This is a genomic window from Crenobacter oryzisoli (assembly GCF_030385785.1).
Taxonomy (GTDB): domain Bacteria; phylum Pseudomonadota; class Gammaproteobacteria; order Burkholderiales; family Chromobacteriaceae; genus Crenobacter_A; species Crenobacter_A oryzisoli.
Genome location: NZ_JAUEDK010000019.1, coordinates 64,088 through 83,630, shown reverse-complemented (window position 1 = coordinate 83,630; position 19,543 = coordinate 64,088). Strand labels below are relative to the sequence as shown.

Below are 19,543 nucleotides of genomic sequence, written 5' to 3'. Positions count from 1 at the left end.
TAGCAGTTCAACGACAACGAGGAATGCGGCGCTGTGAGGCTGAAGTTTGCGTGGTCGGCGAGGGAGGCGAGAGCGTTGCCTGGCCTTGCGCCCGGCAGCGGCGGCATCGTAGCGATGGGGGCTGCAGGCATTACGGCGCACTTCCCGGCAGATGGAGCTGGGCGCCCGCCGCAATAAGCGGGCGATGTGGCGCAGACTGTGTCCCTGCGCGGTCATTTGCATGATGCAGGCACGTTCTTCTGGGCAAAGCTGATGGTAGTGGGAGGGCATGGCAACACCTTATCAGGGTGTTGCACTTGGGGTTGGAAACCGCCCTGCTTAACCTGACTTGTTGCTGGCCAGTGGCGGGTGTCGCCGCTAGGGTCAGTGCCTAATGATCATTCTTGCGGAGCTTGCGCGATGGGGTTGTGGCCGTTTGCCTTCCGCAATAAACGGCTGCTGTCGATCACGTCGGCTGCCCGTGCTCGCAATTGGCCGCAACCACCGTCAATGTCCTGTCCGGCCGAATCGCGCACCTTGGTCAGCACGCCGTTGTTGTGCAGGTAGCGTTTCATTGCCTCAATGCGCTCGTTGCTCGGACGCTGGAAACTGTCACCCTCCACGCTGTTGTAGGGGATGAGGTTGAGCACGCCGTACTTGCCTTTGAGCAGTCGCACGGCAGCCTCTATTTCGTCCGGGCTGTCGTTGACGCCAGCCAGCAGGGTCCACTGGTACTGGATGGGATAGCCGACACGCCGCGCATAGGCCTCGCCCAGCTCGATCAATTCGGTGGGGTCGATGCGTGGAGCCCGTGGCAGCAATTGTGCGCGTAGATCGGCTCGAGTGGTATGTAGCGACAGCGCCAGTGCTGGCTTGATGCGCTGCTGCGGCAGCCTTTCGAACACGCGGGGGTCGCCTACCGTGGAAAACACTAGGTTCTTGTGGCCGATGTTGCCATCGGTACCCAGCAGGTTGATCGCTTCGAGCACATTGTCGATGTTGTGCGCCGGCTCACCCATGCCCATGAACACCACCTTCTTCACCGGGCGAATCCGCCGCGCCAGCGCCACCTGCATCGCAATCTCGGCGCTGCCAAGTTGGCGTAGCAGGCCGGACTTCCCTGTCATGCAGAAGGTGCATCCAACCGCACAGCCAACCTGGCTGGACACGCACAGGCCACCCCGCGGCAGCAGCACGCTTTCCACCATCTGTCCGTCATTCAGCGCCACCAGCAGGCGCAGCGAGCCATCTGCTGCGGTGTGCTGCGAGTGAATGCGTGCCAAGGTCTCCACCTGAGCCGCTATCGGCGGTAAGCCATGACGTACCGATAGCGGAAAATAGTCTTCACTTTTTTGGTGCCGGGTGCCGGCATCAAGCTGCAGGCCCTTGAGCCATGCACGGTTGATGCGACCGATATGACAGGGGCGGGCACCGATTGCGGCGAGGGATTGGTGGAGTTCCTGGATACGCATGTGCTGCTTCTTTAAAGACGGTTAGTACCAATGCGTGGCCTAAGCCGCAGTTTTTTGTTTACGGCGCGTAGAGTACAGCAAGCCGGGGAAAAACGGGTGGTGCTCTGCTTGAAGCAAATCATGCAGGGCAGGTTGGCCCAGAAGGCACCAAGGGCGAAGGACAGCCAGGCGTGAGTGGCATGCCGGATGGCGTGCCGAAAAGACAGAAAACAAAAAAGCCCTGAAAAATCAGGGCTTTTCCTTTCGGTTCTGGTGGAGGCGGCGGGAATCGAACCCGGCTTCTCTAGGAAAATTTCCCTGTAACTTCATTGGGTTGTGGGTGTGGCGCCAACGTTGGTGCGACAAACGTGCGATGTCGTCACACTTTGCCGGTAGCATTGGGGGCTATGAAGCTCTTTCGTGGTGGTCTTCAGTGCAGGCGCTGCTTCTAACTTGCCAAACCGATTCGGCTGCGCCTAGGGATTCTGGTCTTGATTGTCAGCGGGTGCCCTAACAAGGGTTTCATCGGGAATAGCTGTCGACGTTGGCATCATGTTCAGCGCAAGCAGTGCGTTCTCAAACCCACCAATCTTCGGAGCATGATTAAAAATGTTTTCATAAAAATCAACATACCGGCTCATCCACTGATGCTTTGACATTGAACGCACATCCCCCTCCGACGTTGGATTACTTTCCAGTGCTTTTCGAGCAACGTTTACCTTTGCTTTGAGCAACAGCTCGTTGCTGATCGGGCTCTGTTGTATAGCGACATCCGAGGAAAGCATTTCGCTGCGGGGCAGCATGGCTGAGTGCGCCATGACGTGCACAAACTTCCAACCATCAGAGTCTTCCTTCAAGAGTGCAATTATCGGAGTTTCGCTGGGATCTACTCTCCCGCTAAGCTCTCTTGCTTTTTCTGCAGCACCATGAGCGACGACAATTCGGGGATAAATGGCTACTTGGCTCTCAAGCTGGTACGCCTCTAGCAACGCGGGCCCATAGATAATGCTTCCCTTGTGATATAGCTCACCGAGTGCTATTCCACCTCGGGACAGCACGCCCTTGGCCAACAACTTCCATGTGAGGTAGCAGGAGAAGTGAAGCAGTTCGAGTAAGTCGTTCCCCTGTTCCAATCTTACGGAAACCGCAATGTTGTCGGAAAACGCGGTTACCTCAAATCTAGATTGATACTGGCCGAAGGTAACACTCAACGAATCCTCGATCAGATTCATTCTACCTTCACGTATTAGCCGACTGAAACCCAGTACATCCAGAAACAGCACCGCCCGTTGCTCGTATTTGCTAGTCATAGTCGCCTTGAAATTTGAAAGTCTTATCGTCGGTCAGACACGTTCGCGTTCCCTCGCGAGGACCGTTGTCTGGACGGATCGGCCGTTTGAGTGGCAGCGCGGACTTGCCAGCAAGTGGCTGCTTCTGGCCGGTAGCGGGCTTCTGGAGCGCCCTGTCTGTTCGTCCGTTATGGTCGAGGTGCCGCCACTTGGGGGGACTTCGACGTCGCCTGCAAGTGAGTGATGGCAGCGTCCAAGGTGCGGATGGTGGTCGTGTCAGGAGAGCGACGCCCTAGGTAAGCCCACCTCATGCATTGGCGAGAGCACGGCGTCCAGCCTCGGTGATGCGGTATAGAAAAGGCCGCTTCATGTCTTTGCGTTCTACAAGAGCCAGATCTTCCAGAGAGCCGTGTTTGATCACATTAGTCGGCGCACCCATGGCCGCGGAATACCCCTTTGACCGTCCTGAGATTTCTCCGATTTGTTTTCTCGTCATCCAGTCGGTAGCTTTAGCTAAGACATTGAGGATCTTGATCTGATCTGAAGTCAGGGAGTATTTCATGTGTTGGTAATTTATATGGGTGAGAAGGAGACCCAACGTGGATAGTTCGTCAGGAAGGGGGGCTGCCATAGGGGCTACGTTACTCATGCGAACTCATTGAGTTAGGCAAAGTCCACGAGTTCAGCGTCTGATAGCCATTTCTATGCTTCTGGTCCGGGATCCAGCGGCCGTAGTTCTTGAAGATCATCTCTACGTCGACATGGCCCATCTGGGTGGCTACCCACCATGGGTTTTCTCCCTTGGATAGCAGCATAGAAGCATAAGTATGCCTCGTTTGATATGGATTGCGGTAGCGGACGCCCACCTCTTGCAGTAGCGGTGTCCAGAGCGTCTTGCGGATCTGGCCATCGTGTAGCCAAGGCTGCATCGTCTTGGGGTTCAAGAAAACGCGGCCGTGGTACTTCAGGCCCTTCTCGTAGAGGGCGAGCAGCGCCTCGCGTGCGGCAGGCAGCATCAGCACCGATCGGATGCCGGCCTGTGTCTTTGGGGTATCCACCTGGCCCAGCACCTGGCCGCGGCGAACGTGGATCAGGCCTGCCTTGAAGTCGATGTCGCGCCACTCCAGGGCGATTAGCTCGTTGGTGCGCAGGCCCGAGTAAAACGCGAACTGGAGTAGGGCGCGGCCGTGGCCTTCGGTTCCGTTCAGGATCTTTAGGATCTCTTTCTCGTTGAACGGGTCCACCTGATAGTTGGTGGTCGCGGTGGCTCGGCTGACCAGCTTGTTGAGGATCAGGTTGTCGAGTGGGTTCTTTTCGATGAGCCCGTCCACGATGGCCTGCTCGATTACATGCCGGAGCGGGATGATGATGTTCCTGATTCGCTTCAGCGTGCAGGCCTGGGACGTCACCCATTCCCGGATGTCGGCCGAGGACAGGTCACTGATCAGCTTCTTGCCAAAGGCAGGGCGAAGGTGTGACTCGATCGACTTCTTGTAGTCGTTCACCGTGGACAGCTTCAGCGTCTTTTCTGCCAGGGTGACGTAGGCGTCCAGTAGGTCGCCGATGCGGGCTTCGCTGATTGCTTGGCCGAACAGCTTGGCGCGCTTGCTGTTCGGGAAGTACTTGCCGTAGTGAAAGGTGCCACGGCTGATCGCGTTCTCGATCTCGGCCTTCAGGTTGCTCGCGTACTTGATGTTGCCCTTGGTGGGCTCGATGTTTTTCAGCGTCTCCCGGCACTCCACCCCCCGATACTGGAAGTGGAGCACCAGGCTCTGCTTGCCGCTCGCGTAGGTGCGGATGGTTATGCCGCGCGGCGTTTCAGGGGTTTGCTGGTTTCTGCCCATTTTTCCACTTCTTCCAGGTTGATCCATACGCGGCCATCTGCCGGGATACGCCAGTGCGTGCCTTCCAGCCACTTACCACTTCGTTTTTTTGAATCGACAGCGTCTGGCGTATCACCAGACAGCTCGCAGTACTTTTCGAGCTTCACCCACTTCAACATGTCGGGTCCTTTCTTGTTGTGCGGCCATTGGCTGAGCGGTCAGCCGGTTTTCAGAGGACGGCGAACTCCGGTTGTGTTGGTCGGAGGCGACCGCTCACCGATGGCCGCGTGGTCGCGGTTTGGGGCTAGTGGCCAATCAGGTCGAGGGTGATGACGCCGCCGTTTTCCTCGTGGCCGGGCGGCAGCAGCTGGTGGCGGTCAGCTTGGCCGGCGCGCACCAGGGCGCGGCCGAAGGGGCGGCTGATCTCTTCGACGGTGACGAGCAGCGCGGGCAGGGTGTCGATTGGGCCGTGAAGCTGGACGAGCACGCCGTCGTCGTGGCTGTAGTCGATGCGGGCATCGAGGCCGGCGCAGGCGAGGGCTTCGGTCAGGCGCTCGCCGCGCAGGATGCTGGGCAGGCGCTGGTTCAGCTTGGCGATGCGGTCCTGCATGCGGCGGGTTTCTTGTACGGCGATCCGGGTGTAGAGGTTCATCCCACAATCCTTTCCAGAAGCGCCCCAACAAACACCGCCGACGATGCCGCGGCGATGCACATGCCGGCGATGATCATCACCACGGCGATTGCCTTGCTAACCATGCTTTCCTCCATGTCGGCCGGCTTACGCCCGGCCCAGGTTGAGAACCCCATGCGGGTCCGGGTTGACTCGTTGCATCCACTGCCGGCTGCTCGCCATGGCGGCAGCCAGCTGTTCCTTGATCGATAGCGAGCTGCCGTCCTCGGCCTTCCAGCGGTCGCCGCTGGAGCTCGGGCGCGGCCTGCTGGCGCGTTCCTGTTCTTCGCGGACCTTGGCCAGCAGCGCGATGCCGATGCCTTGCTGTAGGCCGGCGAACTGCTTGTGCAGCTCGCGGCCGCGCCGGCGCACGGTAACGGCTTCGCGTTCGGCCTCAGCGCGCTCGCGCTGGGCGTTGACCCAGTGGTCGCAGAACTGCATGAACTCCGCTTCCTGGGCTCGCTGGCGGGCCTGTGTCAGCCGGCGCAGTGCGGCGCGCTGGCGGCGTTGGTGCTCAGCCAGTTGCGCCGGTGGCTGGAACTGATCGTCCAGCGGCTGGACGGCGCGAATCAGGTCGTCGGCCGCGATTTCTTCCAGCCAGCGAAGCCGGTCTTCGTCGGTGGCCTGGGTGGCCACCGGGCCGATGGTCAAATTCGTAGAGTTATTGACACGAGTCCAAGCGGCCGCTTCGCGACCGGTCAAAACCTTCCACTCGTGAACGCGGGTCATGGCGAGCTGACCCCCGTCGACCTCGACCACGCCGAACAGGCGCTTTTGGCCGGCTTCGCCATAGCGGTTCACTACAGGCTCGCTGTCCTTGGCCAGCTGCAGCGGCATGTCGCGGCGGCTTAGCTCTAGTCCGCCCATCACCTCAACAAAGCGCGCCCAGTGGCCGACGTCGGCCGCTGCGGCGGCTTGCATCAGCACGCCTTCGGCGTCGCCGTAGTCGTAGCGGCGCAGCTCGCGCCACACACCTACCGGCGGGCCGCCCACCTGTTGGAACTGGCGAATGCCCCAGGTGGCCGCCCAAGCATCCACGCGGCGCGCGGTCGACATGGCGTCGGTGTCGTCGCCCTGGTGCTGCGCGGCGCCGTCGTCGCCATCGGCGCGGCTGTTGCGGTCGGCCGTGGCCTCGAAGTCCTGGCCGATCGAGGTGCCGTCGTTGCGGACACCGTCGATGTTTTTTGCGATGTACTTGGCGATGTAGCCGGCAGCCGAGCCCTTGTTCCAGTCGATGGCCTTGAACCACACGCGCGGGCCGATGGCTTTCCACACCCAGCGCGGCGGGTGGCTCCAGAAGGTCGCCTCGTCGCCGATGCGTTCGGCCAATTTCTCCACCGATTGCGGCGCGCCGTTGCGCTTCAGCTCGCGCGCCTGTTCCTTGGCCGCCTTCTTGGTGAGCGCATAGCTCAAGTCTTTGCCCAGCTCGGCGCGGTCCTCGCGCACCGCATAGCGCGCCACGGTCAGGCGGAAGTCGCGCACCTGGCTCGGGTCCATGAAAAACAGCCCGTGCAGGTGCGGTGTGCCATCGTGGTGCGGCTCGGCCACGCGGAAGCCGAACACCTTGATGCCCTGGCGGGCCAGCGACGCGGTGATGCGTGACCACACTTGCGCCAGATAGTCGCGGGTGGTGCCCGGCGTGCTGCCGTCGTACTTCGGATTGCGCTGGCCACTCTTGGCGCGGCGAGGGTGAAAGCGACTCGGCGCGGTCAGCGTGATGAACTCGCCCGCCATGCCCAGGCTCACAGCGATGTATTCGAACCCGGCAATGCGCGTCATCAGCTCGGCGCGGCGGATGGCCGGGTTGGCCATGCCCTTGTCGGCCAGCTCGGCGAGGGTGAATTCCTGGCCCAGCTCATTGATGGCGACCATGGCGTCGAGCAGGGCACGGTTGCGGCGTTGCTGCTCGCCGCGGCGGTTTACCGCATCGTTGCTGCAATACAAGTTGTTGCGCTTGTGGACCAGCCCCAGGCTGATCGCCATGGTTTCTACCTGGCGAGCCTTCACCCGGCGCAGGTTCCGGCGCCACCACAGGCTGCAACCCACGCGGCGGGCGATGCCTTCCTCGCTGTCGCCGCTAGGCAGTGGCATGCCGTGCTCTTGGCAGAACACCTCCAGCGCGTTCAGGTCCGCCCCATGGATGCGAAGCTGTTCGCCTTCTTGTGCCCGCGCCTTGGCATAGGCCACGGTGGCTTCGTCGCTGGCGCCCAACTCCAAGGACTTGGTAGGGAACTGCGCCACCAGCTCGCGCAGCCATTCGTTGGCCTCGCGCTCGCGGCCGTCGTCCATGACTCCGATTCGGTGTGCCAAATCCCGCAGCGGCCGGTTACGCCGGCGCAGCCACTCCCGGCGCACTGCATAGGCGAGATGCGGGGGGAAGTGGTTGATCCAGCCCAGGACCGTACTGTCGGGCAGGTGGCAGACCAGCGGCATCATGCTGCGCGGCTCTCCAGCGCTACGGCCTCGCGGCGCAGTTCGGATTGGCCCTCGGCCGGGACGATGCCCTCGCCGCGTTGCAGCTTGCCGCTGGCACTCTTGTGCTCGAACAGCACGTCTTCAAGGTCGTGATGCAGGCGGCCAGCGGCGAACAGCTGGATGCCCTGGACCGGCAGGCGGTTGAGGATGATCAGGCTGTTGATGCTGCGCTCCATTTCGCCCAAGGCGAGCAGGGCGCCCTGCAGCTGTGCGATAGCATCCAGTTGCTCCAGAGACATCACCTTTCGCTGCAACGCCTCGACCGTGGTCAGCGGGTTGGATTGGTTGGCTGAAGCTGCCGGCAGCAGGCCGGCGCGTACAGCCTGGAAGTTTTCGTAGGCACCCATTGCAGGCACTCCCTTAGAGAACGGCGCTTAGTTGCTGCAACACGAGCAGCACCAACAGCAGGAGGCCGCAACGGATGGCAGTGAACAGCCAGTCGGACACGGTGTCCGGCTCGACCGGTTTGGGTTGTGCCGGCGTGTAGCAGTGCTGGCCGGCGCCAAGCGGTACGCGGTTCAGGTCTTGCATGTCAGCCTCCTTTGGCAGAATTTGGGCAAAGCCTCTCCCTGCGGGCCGGTTTGGCGGCTCGCCGGGGCAGGGTTCGCGGGGTTGGGGGAGTTAGCCGGCCGTGTCGGCTAGCAGATCGAGCTGGCGATCATCCGGTGGCTGGGCCTTTTTGCCGTAGGGGATGAACACCAGGGGGTTGGGCTTGGCGCTGGGGGAGAGCGTCCGCACCACCTCGGTGAGCGTGGCGAAGGTGTGGCCGCACTCCAAGTCGCTGCACTGGTGGCGGGCCTCACGCAGCTTCGCGCTCATCATGCGGCTGGTGCGGGTGTTTGCGATGGCGCCGCAGTGGGGGCAGGTAAACGCCATGGCTACGCCTCCTGGCACTCGATGAAGACTTTAAAGGTCATGTGGTTCATCTGCGTGACCTTGGTGCAGATGGCCTGGCGGATCGCTTCCAGACGGGCGCGCTCTTTCTTGTCGATCTTCCCGTCGCGGGTGGCCTCGCGCCATTCGTGCGCCAGCTTGCCCACCTCGTCGACCAGTTCCATGTAGATGGTCTGGATTTCGCCGCGGTCGATCAGCTCGATGTCCGGCAGCTCGATGAACACGCCGCCCGACTCGGCTGCAACGGCCTCGGCAAAGTAGGTCGTGCCGCTGAGCGACTGCATCAGCATGGCGTCCTGCACGTACATGCTTTGGCCGCCGTTCTCGTAGACGCGGTTTTCGAGCGACTTCTTGCTCGTGTTCATTGCCGCCGCCATCGCCGCCCAGCCGCCACGCATCGCGCGGCACATGGCCTGGTACGCGCTGCGGACTCGATCCTCGGAAAATTCCATATCTCTCTGGTTTCTACTCAGTTTATTAAGCGCTAGAGTTCGAAGCAGATCAGGCGGCTTCTGCTGGCAGGCCCATGGCCTTCATGCCTTCCAAGTACATTTCGCGAGCAAATGCGCCTTCCATCATTCCGCGCTCGTCAGCCAGCTTGACCAGCTGTTCGCGCTCAGAAGGAAACAGACGCATGGCAACTTGCTTGCGATCCACCCCGTTCGGGGCACGACGACGAACCGGTTTAGATGTGGTTGGCATGTCAGGCTCTCTGTTAGGATGCTTGAGAATGTGTGATACAAGCCGAATCATACTTGAAAATTGAATCAACGCAACATCTTTAGGCTTCATATTTTGAGTATTTCTGACCGACTGCGCGAAGAACGGATGCGCCTGAACCTGAACCAGACCGAAACGGCTAAAGCCTGCAATGTGGGTTTTTCGACGTATCAGGGATACGAGCGCGGGGAGCGATTCCCTAACGCTGAGGCCTTGGAACTGCTGTATCACGCAGGCTTTGACGTGCTTTACGTGGTGGCTGGGGTTCGCAACACGGCCGAGCTATCGAACGAAGAAAACACGCTGTTGGCGGTACTCAAGTCCGTGGATGCGCGCGCTCGGAAAGCGATCGTTTCAGGGGTTGTCTCTGGTGTGCAGGTTTACAACAGCGAGGCGTGATCGATGACTGCGATTGCCCACCGGCTGGAACAGGAACGCATCCGGCTGAACATCAGCCAGATGGAAATGAGCCGCCTGGGCGGCGTGGCGCTGTCGGCCTATCACTCGTTCGAGAAGGGCACCCGGTTGCCGAGCGGCGACTTCATCGAGCAGGCCCAGGGCGCTGGCGTGGACGGGCTCTATATTGTGACCGGCCAACGCGACACCGCGACGCTGTCGGCCGACGAAACTCGCCTGCTGGAGCTTTTCCACCGCGCTGAAGAGCGCATGCAGCAGACGGTGTTGCAACTACTACAGAGCTATTCCGCATGACGGCCTGAACGCCCGATTGCTCCAAGAGCGCCGGCCCGAAAGGGTGCGGCGCGTTTTCACATTATTCCGGCAACATGCCGGAGGAATTATTTTTATGCGGCATGGTAGGGGGTCCACTTAGCATGCCGCAAGAGATAACTATATTAACAATATTGCAAGGTTAAATTTTGTCAAATCCTGCCAACATAAAGCTTAATGTGCTTAATGATCTCAGCTTTGGGTTTGTTGATGCTGAAAGCGAAGAAGATTTAAACATTAAATTTCTGAAAACTACAGATTTTGAAGAGTTCTTAAAACCAGAAATATCCTTGGTTCTTGGCTCTAAGGGGGCTGGAAAAAGTGCGCTATTTAAGCTGTTGACTAAGTTTGATTTTATTGCAAGAAAACTAGCGAACGGGGCCTTGAATGAAGTAACAATCGTAGAAGCAACGGGGTTTAATGATGTTTCTGAAATTGACACCGAGTCAATTTTAGAGCTTCAAAAAAACCCTGATTTCGACTATGCAAAGCTTTGGAGGCTTTATTTTGCTGTTAAATTGGCCAAAAAATTGGCTGCCCAAGGTGTTAAAACAAAAGGCGCGGCAGCAATTCTTTTGAAGGATTTGAAGGCAGAAAAAGATTTTAGATTGCTGCCATTGTTGACTAGTGTTTGGGAGAAAATAATTGGTCGCGCTCCGAAGAAGGTAACATTTCCTATCTTTGGAGAGTTGCAGATTGGCTCAAAAACTGTTGATGTAAGTGCGGCAGAGGTTTTGACGGAGCTGAATAGTGAGCTGGCTTCTAGAAATCAGAAAGCATGGCTCGTGTTTGATCGGATTGATGAGCTATTCGCAGGAAGGCCAGAAGAAAGAAAGAGAGCAATTTCTTCATTGCTAGTGGAGTGCAAGAATTGCCAAGATAAATATAGCCACATACGGTTTAAAGTCTTGCTCAGAACTGATATTTGGGCGCAGTTGGAATTTATCAATAAAACGCATTACTCCGATAAAACAATAAAAATTGCTTGGTCAGAAAACGACCTTGCGGCAATGCTTGTAAAACGCGTTCTTGCAAATGCAAATGTTCGAGGCTACTTTGCAGATTTGCTAGGCAGTTTTGTAAGAAAAGACGTCGAAGGGATGAGCGAGGCTGAAGTAGATGAAATCTTCTACAGCATCTTCGAGGGGCAAATCTATAAAGGTCCCAAAGAAGCTAAAACTCTTTCTTGGATGATCGAGCGTTCTACTGATGGGACGGGGTGCGTATATCCGCGCGAGCTTATTATGTATGCTCAAATATCAAAACAAAAGCAGTCAAGCTCTGGTCCTGGTGGTGGTGCTTTAATTGAAGGGGCTTCAATTAGAGATGCATATTATGAGGTTTCAGAAGCTCGATGCAATAATTATTTAGCTGAATTTCCATGGTACTCTCAACATTTTAAGAAGTTTTCGGGTGCAACTAAGACGGAATTTTCTCGCGATGAATTGCTGGCTATGTTTGATGGACTTGGTCTTGAAGCGGAAGAGGCAATTAAGGATTTGGCCACTAATGTTGGTGTTTTAAAGCCCGTTCGAGGGTCGGTTCATACCGCAGAAACATTCCAGATACCAAAACTTTATGTTTATGGCCTGGGTATAACGATTCGGGGGCGACCTTGACTGCCTGCTCGCCAGATCCGACGATGTGGTGAGGTGCATCGAAGGCTGTACGAGCTGCTAGTTAGAGCGAAGTGATCAAAAGCTACTGTGGTCAATCATGTGGTTGACCCTATATCCGATCAAGCTAGGCGATCCGCCACGATTTCAATGTAAGGTATGGTGTGAAACAGAGCGATGCTTTTCAAGTAATTCTCGAGTTGTGGCTTATTCGACCTGTCGAGGCTAGACGTAGCCGTGACATTGACCTTTTTACGATGGAGGTGAGCCGTAGCCACCCCCATCTTTTTGAGTTTCGGTGTGCAGGGAGAAAAGAGGCCGCGCTCAAAGCGTTTCTACTGAAGCACACTCACAGCGCTTGAATAGCGGCTTTGCTAATCTCGTACGGATCGAGCAGGCGCAGGCAGTCGGTGATACGAAGTGGCTGCGCCTGTTCTTGCAATACAGCGTCCAGGCTGGCATTGAACCGTGCCAGCGTCTCGGCGGGCATGCCCTCCATCCTCTCCAGCACCTTGACCGCGGCGTTGGCGCTGCTGCTGTAGTTAGGCAGAGGGAAGTCCGTTCTCATTACTAGCTCTTCTGGAAACCCGAACACCTTGATGGCGACTTGTTCATCCAGTTCTTCCAGGTAGGGGGCTACGTCTCTTTCTCGCATTTCAGTCTTCCTTTTCTTGCAGGTTTTCCAGTCGCATTTCCAGCCGCAGCTGGTTGGTATAGCCGCCGTTGTCTAGGGTGTGCTCGACGCTGGCCAGCAGCCACAGTGTCCTGTCGATGATGGGCTTGAAGCCGGACACGGTGACGGGCACTTCGGGCATGAGGTCGGGCCGGCCCATGGCGAGGGTGAGGCTGAACTCGGCCAGGCCGCGCTGCATGCGTTCCCAAGCTGAGCGGGCGGCGCGGGTGGCGTTGGCCTCGGTGGCATAGACGTGGCGCAGCACTTTGACGTTGTCGGCGGCCGGCTCGATAGGGGGCTGATTGACGGCTGCGACCTTGGTTCGCTTGCTGGTTTTCCCGGTCTTGGTCTTGCCGTGCACGCGCTTGAACTCGGTGTTGGCGTCGACGACGACTTCGCCTTTTTTGGCGCCGGCGGTGTCCTGCCAGCAGGCTTTGACGGCGGTGTAGTTTTGCCGCTCGGCGATGCTGAAGGTGTGGCGGTCGCCGGCGGCGCGGGCGATGTGCACCGGCTCGATGGGCTGGCCGCTGGCGGTCTGGCCCATGCCGGCCTTGAAGAACAGCAGGCGCTTTGACTTCACCGTGGCCACGGCGTCGAACTGCTCGGCCAACCGGGTGAGCAGATTGGCGTCGCTCTCACTGGTCTGGTCGAGGTGGTCGATCAGCACATTCTTGAACTCTTCGCTGACCACTGGAATCAGGTTGTTTTGCCCGGCGATGGTGGCGACGATCTCGCCGATGGTCTTGCGGTGGAACGATCGCTCGCGCTTGGTGGTGAGCCCTTGGCGCAAGTCGGCGCTGCGGCCGCGCACGGTGAGCACGTCGGGGGCGCCGCTGTGCTCGACCTCGTCGACGGTGAACTCGCCTTTGTCCACCAGCGGCTGGCCGGCCCAACCAATGAGCACCTGCAGGCGGGCATTGCGAGGTGGGATGTCGAGCAGGCCGTCGCTGTCGTCGAGCTGGATTTCCACCTGATCGGCTTCGAATGCCCGGTTGTCGGTGAGGTGCAGGCTGATGAGCCGGTCGCGAAACCGGTCGGTGATGTCCTTGCCGTTGAGCAGGATCTGATAGGCAGGGGTGCGATTCTGGCCTGCAAAAAAGCTGCCGATGCCGGGCAGGTTGGTCGAGGCGTTGAGTGCCTGAAAGGTCATAGCAGCAGCCCCTTGATGATGCTGGCGAGGTCGCCGAGCTTGGCGGTGTTTTCTTCGCGCTTGAGCTGCAGGGTGAATTCGTAGCGGCGGGCGGCGCCGTCGGAGAAGAACACGCTCTTGGTGATGTCGAGTGATTCGATGACGAACAGCCCGAGCATGGCCCCGGTGCCCTCGATGAGCGGCCACGACCGGCCTTGGTTGGCCATGGCCTCGATGGTCTCCAGCGATAGGCGGCCGCCGGTGATTTCCGGCAGCAGCACGCCGGACAGGGTGATGGTTTCGTCGTCGATGCCCAGGAACTGGCTGGCCGGCCGGGCCCCGACGCGGCTGTTGCTGGGGTGGCGCCACGCGACGCGGCGCTTGAATTCCTGATAGGGCAGGGTGTCCATGCTGAACACGAACAGGCCCAGCGTCATCATGGCCATGGGGTGGTGTCCTAGTCGTTGTCGGTGAGTTTGCTGCGACCGCGTGCGGCCTGTTTGCGCTGGATGCGCTCGACCTCAGCGGCTACCAGCTTGGCGAGCCGTTCTTCGCTCATGCCCGGGGCGGGCTGCACGATGATCTGGATAGGCTGGGTGGCTACCGGTGCGGCGGCGGTCGTTGCACGGGCGGCGATGGGTGGGCGGGTGTCGAGGTTGATGCCGGCCACGGCCGAGCCAGCGGTGAGGGCGATGCCGGCGCCGGCGGCGGTGAGGCTCTTGGCGATGCCCTTCACGGCGCTCATCGGGCCGCCCTGGTTGTCGGTGAGCCCTTGCTCTAGCCCTGCCATGGTCCAGCCGCCCAGCTGGGCGAACACGCGGGACGGGGAGTGGATGCCGAGCTTTTCCTTGAACCAGGCGATGGTGCTTTCGCCGGCACCCATGATGGTGCTCTTGACCAGGGTGAGGCCGTTGGTGATGCCGCCGACTAGGCCCTGCATGATGTTGGTGCCGAACTGGGTGAACCTGCCCGGCAGGCTGGCCATGAACGCCATGATGCTGTCCCAGTGGCGGTAGATGATTCCGGCCAGACTCCAGTTCATGAACAGGGTGACGACGAATTGAGCGGCACTCGATGCGGCGCTCTTGATCCAGGCCCAGCCTGTGGCGAATGCCTGCTTGATCTGGTCGATGAGCCCCCAGAACTTCGGCCCGATGACTTCCCAGTTGCTCCACAGGTAGTAGGCGAGCGCAGCGATGCCGGTGATGATGAGGCCAATCGGTGTCGTCAGCAGAAGCCGCGACAACATGAAAATGGTCTTGGCAATCACTGACACCGGACCGACGAAAGCCTGAACAAGCCCAAGCCCGAACGCGCGAGCAAACCCTAGTACCGCAGTAAGAACGTTGCGCAGTGTGCCGATCTTGCTGCCTACCCAAGTGGCAGCACTGCCAATCCGATTGAAAATGCTACGCATCAGGCCGACCTTGCTGCCGGCCTCGGCCGCGCCTTTTCCAAGGATCCCAAATCGGATACCAAGCACGGACAAGCTAAGCTTGGCCATCGCTATTGGTCCGAGAATGGAGGCGACGGCCAGCCCCAGGGCGCCGGTGACGGTCAGCACGATGGCAAGCACGGCGGCGGTTTTCATGAGGGTGTTGGCCAGCGTTGGGTTTGCCTTGGCCCAGTCGCCCATCCTTTCGGAAAGGCTACCGATCCATTCGGTGGCTGCTTTCAGCTCCGGCGCGATCGCCTCGCCGAAATTCACCATGGCGTTGGTGAACGTCCCCGATGCGGCATCCCACAGGTTCTTGAGCGTGCCAAGCTGCTCATTCACCCGCTCTTGCAGTGAGGCTTGGTCGGCCATCTTCTTGGCCATCTCGTCGTAGCCGGCCTTGCCCTTGTTGATGAGCATGTTCAGGGCTTGCAGCGTTTCGGCGTCGTCCCCCCAAATCTCGGCAATTACCGCATTACGCTGCTGAGTGTTGAGCTTTTGCAGCTGGGCGGCTTGGTTGAACATTTTGTCCAGGCCGCCGAATTCGCCCTTGCCGTTGGTGAAGTCGAGTTTGAAGTCGAGGCCGGCCGCCTTGATCAGCTTGTTACCCTTGGCGATTTTCTTGGCGTCCATGCTCCGCTGGAACACTTTGCGGAATGCGTTGCCCGCGGACTCGCCCGACAGGTTCTGCTGGTCGGCCATCGCCAGTAAGGGGGCCAGCACCTTGGCGCCGGCGAGCCCTTTCTGCTTGATCATGTCGAGGGCGGGAGAGAGCTTCGCGAAAGCGTTGAGCATGTTGCTGCTATCAACGCCGACATAGAAGGTGCGCTGGATGACATCCATCAGCCCCATCATGTCTTTCTCAGTGGTGCCCGTCGCATCCTGCATCTTGGCGGCGAAGTCGGCTGCCTGTTCGAACGGCAGCTTCAACTGCACACCCAGGTAGGCCGCTGCTTCACCCACCCCGCCAAGGATTGCCTTGGCACTGATGCCCTGGCGCACCAGGGCCGTCATCATGTTCTGGAAATCTGCCGTCGTGCCTGGCAATCGGTTGCCAAGCTCGACCGCCAATTTATTGATGGCACCGAAGTCGCTGCTGACCTTCTTGCCCGCGCCCATCATGGCTACTTTCAATTGGGTGGCCGCGTCCTCTGCCTTCGCATACTCGCGTACCGGCATCATCACGGCCGCTCCGGTAGCGGTGCCTGCCGCCAGTGCTCCAGCGCTGTTGCCGGCAACTTTGTCTCGTACTGCTGTCAGCTTGCCGTAGCTGGCATGGGCGGCAGCGAGGCGCTTTTGCTGGGTGTTGACGCGAGCGAGCCGTGCTTCCTGCTGCTGGAGGGAGGAGGTGGTACTGGCGATCTTCTGCTTGAGGGTCTGCTGATGGCTGGCCAGTGAGCGGGTACTGATGCCGGCTTGTTCCAGCCGACCCCGGGCCATCTGGAGGTTTCGAGCGAGTTCCTGGCTGCGCTGCTTGAGAGCGGACGCCTCGCGGGTGGCCTGTTGGAACTGCCGCGTCATGGCGGCCGTTGGCTTGTCGACGGTGGCCAGCTCTTGGGAGAGGCTGCGCACCCGGTCCTGGGCGGCCTTGAGCTGGTTGCCGGTGATGGCGGCGTCGCGGGCGAGCTTGCGGAAGCTGTCGATCTGCCCTTGTGCGCTGTTCAGCTGCTTGAGCTGGTTGCGGGTCTCTTTGAGCGTGTGCGCGAGCCCGACGCTGGAGGTGGTGGCCTCTTTGATCGGTCGGGTGATTTTGTCGATGGCCTTGAGGACCACTTCCAGCTTGAGGCTGCGCGCTGCGCTCATTCGTCGTCGACTCCGCTACGTACTCGGGCGCGCTCGCGCCACTGCATCAGTTCGGTGGGGGACATGTCGCCGATCTGTTGCGGCGACCAGTGGAAGATGACGGCGACGTCGGCCATGGCATCTTCCACGCGGTTGGGCAGGCTTAGGCGCTGACCGGGGCTTGCTTGTTCGAGGAAGTAGAAGTCGATGGCGCCGTCTGGCCGTCGCCAATCTCCGCTTTCACTTGGTCCACCGTGCGCTTCGGCAGCAAAAAATAGGTGACTTCCTGGCCCAGTGCCATGAGGTCGGCCGGGTCCATTTCCTTTACTTCGTGCTGGGTCAGCGACGGGGTGGAGATACGCGGCAGCAGGGTGACCAGCGTTTGCACGTCCATGCTGAGGACGTCGGAGAGGGCCAGCCCCTTGAGGGTTTCGACGTTGGGGCGGCGCAGTGCGATGGTGGTGATGGTGTTGGCGCCGCGGGTGATCGGGTTTTCGAGGGTGACGGTGGTGGTTTTGCTCATGATGGTTTCCTGTTTGGAGGGAGTGAGCGGCCTGCTCATTTGGCTGGCCGGATGGGGTTAGGCCAGGCCGATGGCGCGGCGGTGTTCGGCGAGGCGGTCGACGCCGCCGAATTTCTCGACCATGCCAAGCATGTCGATCTCGACCAGTTCTTCGCCGTTGGCGATGAGCTTGTAGTAGGTGAGTGAGGCTTTGACCTTGTGCTCGGTGTCGTCGCCAGCCTTGGCGCCGCCCATGTCGATTTCGGTGTAGCGGCCGCGCATGACGACTTCGGTGGCGATGACTTCGCCGGTGTCGTCGTCCTGATAGGAGCCGGCGAAGCGCAGCAGGGTGCCGCCGGCCTTGGCGGAGCCGAAGTTGCGGAAGACGTCGAGCATCAGGCCGCCGAAGGCGATCTCGGCTTCGAGCTTTTCCTGGCCGAGGTCGACGTCGACTTCGCCGCCCATGCCGCCGCCACGGTACGCCTCCATCTTGCGGGCGAGCTTCGGCAGGGTGATTTCCTTGACCTCGCCGCGCCAGTCGTTGCCATCGCCGTACATGTTGAAATGCTTGAGCTTGCGGGGCATGCCCATGTGCTTGTCCTTTCAGTGCTGGCCAGTCGTTGCCGGCCGGTGGTCAGCGGGCGACGGCCTTGGCGAAGTCGACCAGGTAGCTGTCGGTGATGGTCTGGTAGAAGCCCAGGTCTTCCAGCGGCGGCACCGGGGTGTAGTCGTAGCTGATGCGCAGCTTGCCGGCCTTGAGGCTGTCTTTCGGGTTCAGCTCTTCGTCGAACCACGCGCTACCGCCGATGAGGTATTCGCCCCGCACCAGCTCGGCGATCTTGCCGCCGATGCCTTCGATGATGTCGCGTGCCCGGCGCGGGGTAATCGGGCCATCGACGGCCCACAAGTGCGCCAGGGCGACGGTGTCGGCCAACACCTGGGCGGTGCGGGTATAGCTCTCGAACGCGAACAGCGGGTCTTTGCTGCAAGTGCGCGAGCCCCAGAAGCGGTAGCCGCCCTCCTGAATCAGCGTGGTGACGTCGTGGCTGTTGAGATAGCCTGTGTCGGTGTCCGGGTTTTGCAGGTCGAAGAACAGATCGTGGCTGATGCCGGTGACGCCGTTGACCGGGACGTTCGAGATGGTCTTGTGCCAGCCGATGTCGTTGTCGATCTTGGCGCGCAGACCCAAGGCACGGGCGATGGCGTAGGCGGACTTTTCGGCGTTGGCGGTGGTGTCCCAGCCGGTGAAGTCCGGCCAGATGACCATGGCTTCGCGGGCGCCGAAGTTGTCACGGTAGGCGACGGCTTCTTCCTTGGTGGTGGCGCCATGGCCGGACAGGTAGGCGAAGCCGCGCAGCTGCTGGGCGATGCTGATCAGCTCGGTGGCGACCGGCAGGTTGTCGAGGCCCGGCACGCCGAGCACGCGCGGTTTGACCTTGAGGCGGGCCGGTGAGGCGAGCAGCGCCTTCATGCCGGTGTAGCGGCCGCTAGCGTCGGTGCCGCCAATGATGTTGCTGATGGTCTGCTCGGGCGTGGCGCCTTCCTCGACGCGCACGATGACGGTGGCCGGGCTGGCCTGGTCGCCGATGGCGTCGAGCGAGCGGGCGAGGGTGCCCTTGTCGCCGGCCTTGCCGGCTGCGCTGCGCACGCTGGTGACGAGCACCGGGGTGTTGAGCGGGAACGCGGCGGCGTCGGCATCGTCGGCGGTGCACACCATGCCGACGACGGCGGTTTCCACGGTGCGGATCGGCCGGGTGCCGTCGTTGACCTCCTGCACGCGCACGCCGTGGTGGTACTGGTCTAGAGCCATGCCCTGATCTCCGGGTGATTGGAATGCAGACAGAGCATGACGCGGCGCGAGAGTGGGCGCCGCTTGTGCTTGTTGTGCGGAGTGGCGCCACAACCTTGCCAGCTCTATCACGGATTAAACAGCCCGAGCATCGCCCATGGACACATCGTCTGCCGTCCTCCTAAGTGACATCCTGGGGGCGGTAGACGAGGTGGATATGCTAATGGTGTGTGACATTGCCATTAGCAAAGTCAACGGTAGGGTGGCGGCTGCGTTGCTCGACAGGCGGGAGATGATCGCCGGCGAGGGCTTGGCGCTGCTGCGCCAGCTGACCCAACAGGAGGCCCGGCGTCAGGCGGTGCTGGCGCGGCTGACCGACCGCGAGCGTGACGTGGCCAATCTGCTGGAATGCGGGCTAACCAATGCCGGCATTGCGGCGTCGCTAGGGGTGACAGTGCGGACGGTGCGGGCGCATGTGGCGGCGATGCTGGACAAGCTGGAGTGCCCGACGCGCACGGCCTTGCTGGCCAAGCTGTTGGGGCGGGATATTGGCCTTTCGGCCAATATCCCTTGATGGCGCAAAGTTA

At 60.2% G+C, this 19,543-nt stretch carries 25 protein-coding genes; 4 read left to right on the top strand and 21 right to left on the bottom strand.

The genetic code is table 11. The features are described 5' to 3' along the window. The 13 genes from QU481_RS23880 to QU481_RS11995 all read right to left on the bottom strand — a co-directional run. The coding region (locus QU481_RS23880; protein WP_353962180.1) for a helix-turn-helix domain-containing protein at window positions 1-270 on the bottom strand (270 nt) is incomplete at its 3' end. Between the two features lie 107 nt (window positions 271-377). Further along, window positions 378-1,451: an RNA methyltransferase gene (locus QU481_RS12050; protein ID WP_289830261.1), complete on the bottom strand. Its 1,074-nt coding sequence runs from the start codon at window positions 1,449-1,451 to the stop codon at window positions 378-380. 455 nt (window positions 1,452-1,906) lie between these two features. Continuing rightward, a complete protein-coding gene (locus tag QU481_RS12045) occupies window positions 1,907-2,662 on the bottom strand; it encodes a hypothetical protein (RefSeq protein ID WP_289830260.1) in 756 nt (251 codons plus the stop codon). Window positions 2,663-3,026: 364 nt separating this feature from the next. After that, window positions 3,027-3,281: a winged helix DNA-binding protein gene (locus tag QU481_RS12040; RefSeq protein ID WP_289830259.1), complete on the bottom strand. Its 255-nt coding sequence runs from the start codon at window positions 3,279-3,281 to the stop codon at window positions 3,027-3,029. Window positions 3,282-3,360: 79 nt separating this feature from the next. Next, a complete protein-coding gene (locus QU481_RS12035; RefSeq protein ID WP_289830258.1) occupies window positions 3,361-4,563 on the bottom strand; it encodes an Arm DNA-binding domain-containing protein in 1,203 nt (400 codons plus the stop codon). Next, window positions 4,521-4,721: an excisionase family protein gene (xisR, locus tag QU481_RS12030; RefSeq protein ID WP_289830257.1), complete on the bottom strand. Its 201-nt coding sequence runs from the start codon at window positions 4,719-4,721 to the stop codon at window positions 4,521-4,523. The genes QU481_RS12035 and xisR overlap by 43 nt, the downstream gene beginning before the upstream one ends. A gap of 125 nt (window positions 4,722-4,846) precedes the next feature. Next, window positions 4,847-5,194 carry a hypothetical protein gene (locus QU481_RS12025; RefSeq protein WP_289830256.1) on the bottom strand — a complete coding sequence of 116 codons (348 nt, stop codon included), beginning with the start codon at window positions 5,192-5,194 and terminating at the stop codon, window positions 4,847-4,849. A gap of 126 nt (window positions 5,195-5,320) precedes the next feature. Then, window positions 5,321-7,648 (bottom strand): replication endonuclease, encoded by a 2,328-nt coding sequence (locus QU481_RS12020; protein ID WP_289830255.1) that lies wholly within the window; start codon window positions 7,646-7,648, stop codon window positions 5,321-5,323. Beyond that, window positions 7,645-8,034, bottom strand: coding sequence for a hypothetical protein (locus QU481_RS12015; RefSeq protein WP_289830254.1), 390 nt, complete (start codon window positions 8,032-8,034; stop codon window positions 7,645-7,647). Before QU481_RS12015 ends, QU481_RS12020 begins: the two co-directional genes overlap by 4 nt. Window positions 8,035-8,047: 13 nt before the next feature. Beyond that, window positions 8,048-8,218: a hypothetical protein gene (locus QU481_RS12010; RefSeq protein ID WP_289830253.1), complete on the bottom strand. Its 171-nt coding sequence runs from the start codon at window positions 8,216-8,218 to the stop codon at window positions 8,048-8,050. Window positions 8,219-8,308: 90 nt separating this feature from the next. Next, entirely contained in the window at window positions 8,309-8,563 is a 255-nt protein-coding gene (locus QU481_RS12005; RefSeq protein WP_289830252.1) for an Ogr/Delta-like zinc finger protein, read from the bottom strand. 2 nt (window positions 8,564-8,565) lie between these two features. Beyond that, the gene (locus QU481_RS12000) at window positions 8,566-9,033 is read right to left on the bottom strand and encodes a YmfL family putative regulatory protein (RefSeq protein WP_289830251.1); all 468 of its coding nucleotides are present in this window, start codon (window positions 9,031-9,033) and stop codon (window positions 8,566-8,568) included. Window positions 9,034-9,082: 49 nt separating this feature from the next. Then, window positions 9,083-9,373 carry a hypothetical protein gene (locus QU481_RS11995; RefSeq protein WP_289830250.1) on the bottom strand — a complete coding sequence of 97 codons (291 nt, stop codon included), beginning with the start codon at window positions 9,371-9,373 and terminating at the stop codon, window positions 9,083-9,085. On the opposite strand from QU481_RS11995, the gene QU481_RS11990 reads away from it, so the two are divergent. From QU481_RS11990 to QU481_RS11980, 3 genes are all read left to right on the top strand, one after another. After that, window positions 9,344-9,700 carry a helix-turn-helix domain-containing protein gene (locus QU481_RS11990; protein ID WP_346432432.1) on the top strand — a complete coding sequence of 119 codons (357 nt, stop codon included), beginning with the start codon at window positions 9,344-9,346 and terminating at the stop codon, window positions 9,698-9,700. The genes QU481_RS11995 and QU481_RS11990 overlap by 30 nt on opposite strands. 3 nt (window positions 9,701-9,703) lie before the next feature. Beyond that, on the top strand, window positions 9,704-10,012 hold the full coding sequence (locus QU481_RS11985) for a helix-turn-helix domain-containing protein (RefSeq protein WP_289830248.1): 309 nt from the start codon (window positions 9,704-9,706) through the stop codon (window positions 10,010-10,012). 167 nt (window positions 10,013-10,179) lie between these two features. Beyond that, window positions 10,180-11,649, top strand: coding sequence for a P-loop ATPase, Sll1717 family (locus QU481_RS11980; RefSeq protein WP_289830247.1), 1,470 nt, complete (start codon window positions 10,180-10,182; stop codon window positions 11,647-11,649). A gap of 346 nt (window positions 11,650-11,995) precedes the next feature. Here the strand turns inward: QU481_RS11980 and QU481_RS11975 are convergent, their stop codons facing one another. Genes QU481_RS11975 through QU481_RS11940 form a run of 8 tightly spaced genes read right to left on the bottom strand, consistent with a single transcriptional unit; the run spans window position 11,996 to window position 18,977 of the window. Further along, complete coding sequence (locus QU481_RS11975) at window positions 11,996-12,301, bottom strand: hypothetical protein (protein WP_289830246.1); 306 nt, start codon at window positions 12,299-12,301, stop codon at window positions 11,996-11,998. A gap of 1 nt (window position 12,302) precedes the next feature. Continuing rightward, on the bottom strand, window positions 12,303-13,469 hold the full coding sequence (locus QU481_RS11970) for a phage late control D family protein (RefSeq protein WP_289830245.1): 1,167 nt from the start codon (window positions 13,467-13,469) through the stop codon (window positions 12,303-12,305). Next, window positions 13,466-13,894, bottom strand: a complete 429-nt coding sequence (locus tag QU481_RS11965; protein ID WP_289830244.1) for a phage tail protein — start codon at window positions 13,892-13,894, stop codon at window positions 13,466-13,468. Before QU481_RS11965 ends, QU481_RS11970 begins: the two co-directional genes overlap by 4 nt. Window positions 13,895-13,905: 11 nt before the next feature. Then, window positions 13,906-16,686, bottom strand: a complete 2,781-nt coding sequence (locus QU481_RS11960; protein WP_289830243.1) for a phage tail tape measure protein — start codon at window positions 16,684-16,686, stop codon at window positions 13,906-13,908. Continuing rightward, window positions 16,683-16,802, bottom strand: a complete 120-nt coding sequence (locus QU481_RS11955; RefSeq protein WP_289830242.1) for a GpE family phage tail protein — start codon at window positions 16,800-16,802, stop codon at window positions 16,683-16,685. Before QU481_RS11955 ends, QU481_RS11960 begins: the two co-directional genes overlap by 4 nt. A gap of 26 nt (window positions 16,803-16,828) precedes the next feature. Then, a complete protein-coding gene (locus tag QU481_RS11950) occupies window positions 16,829-17,188 on the bottom strand; it encodes a phage tail assembly protein (RefSeq protein WP_289830241.1) in 360 nt (119 codons plus the stop codon). Window positions 17,189-17,245: 57 nt separating this feature from the next. Further along, on the bottom strand, window positions 17,246-17,758 hold the full coding sequence (locus tag QU481_RS11945; RefSeq protein WP_289830240.1) for a phage major tail tube protein: 513 nt from the start codon (window positions 17,756-17,758) through the stop codon (window positions 17,246-17,248). 43 nt (window positions 17,759-17,801) lie between these two features. Further along, window positions 17,802-18,977, bottom strand: coding sequence for a phage tail sheath protein (locus QU481_RS11940; protein WP_289830239.1), 1,176 nt, complete (start codon window positions 18,975-18,977; stop codon window positions 17,802-17,804). A gap of 202 nt (window positions 18,978-19,179) precedes the next feature. Here QU481_RS11940 and QU481_RS11935 point away from each other — a divergent pair, with 202 nt between their 5' ends. Further along, window positions 19,180-19,530, top strand: a complete 351-nt coding sequence (locus QU481_RS11935) for a helix-turn-helix domain-containing protein (RefSeq protein WP_289830238.1) — start codon at window positions 19,180-19,182, stop codon at window positions 19,528-19,530. Window positions 19,531-19,543 lie beyond the last annotated feature (13 nt).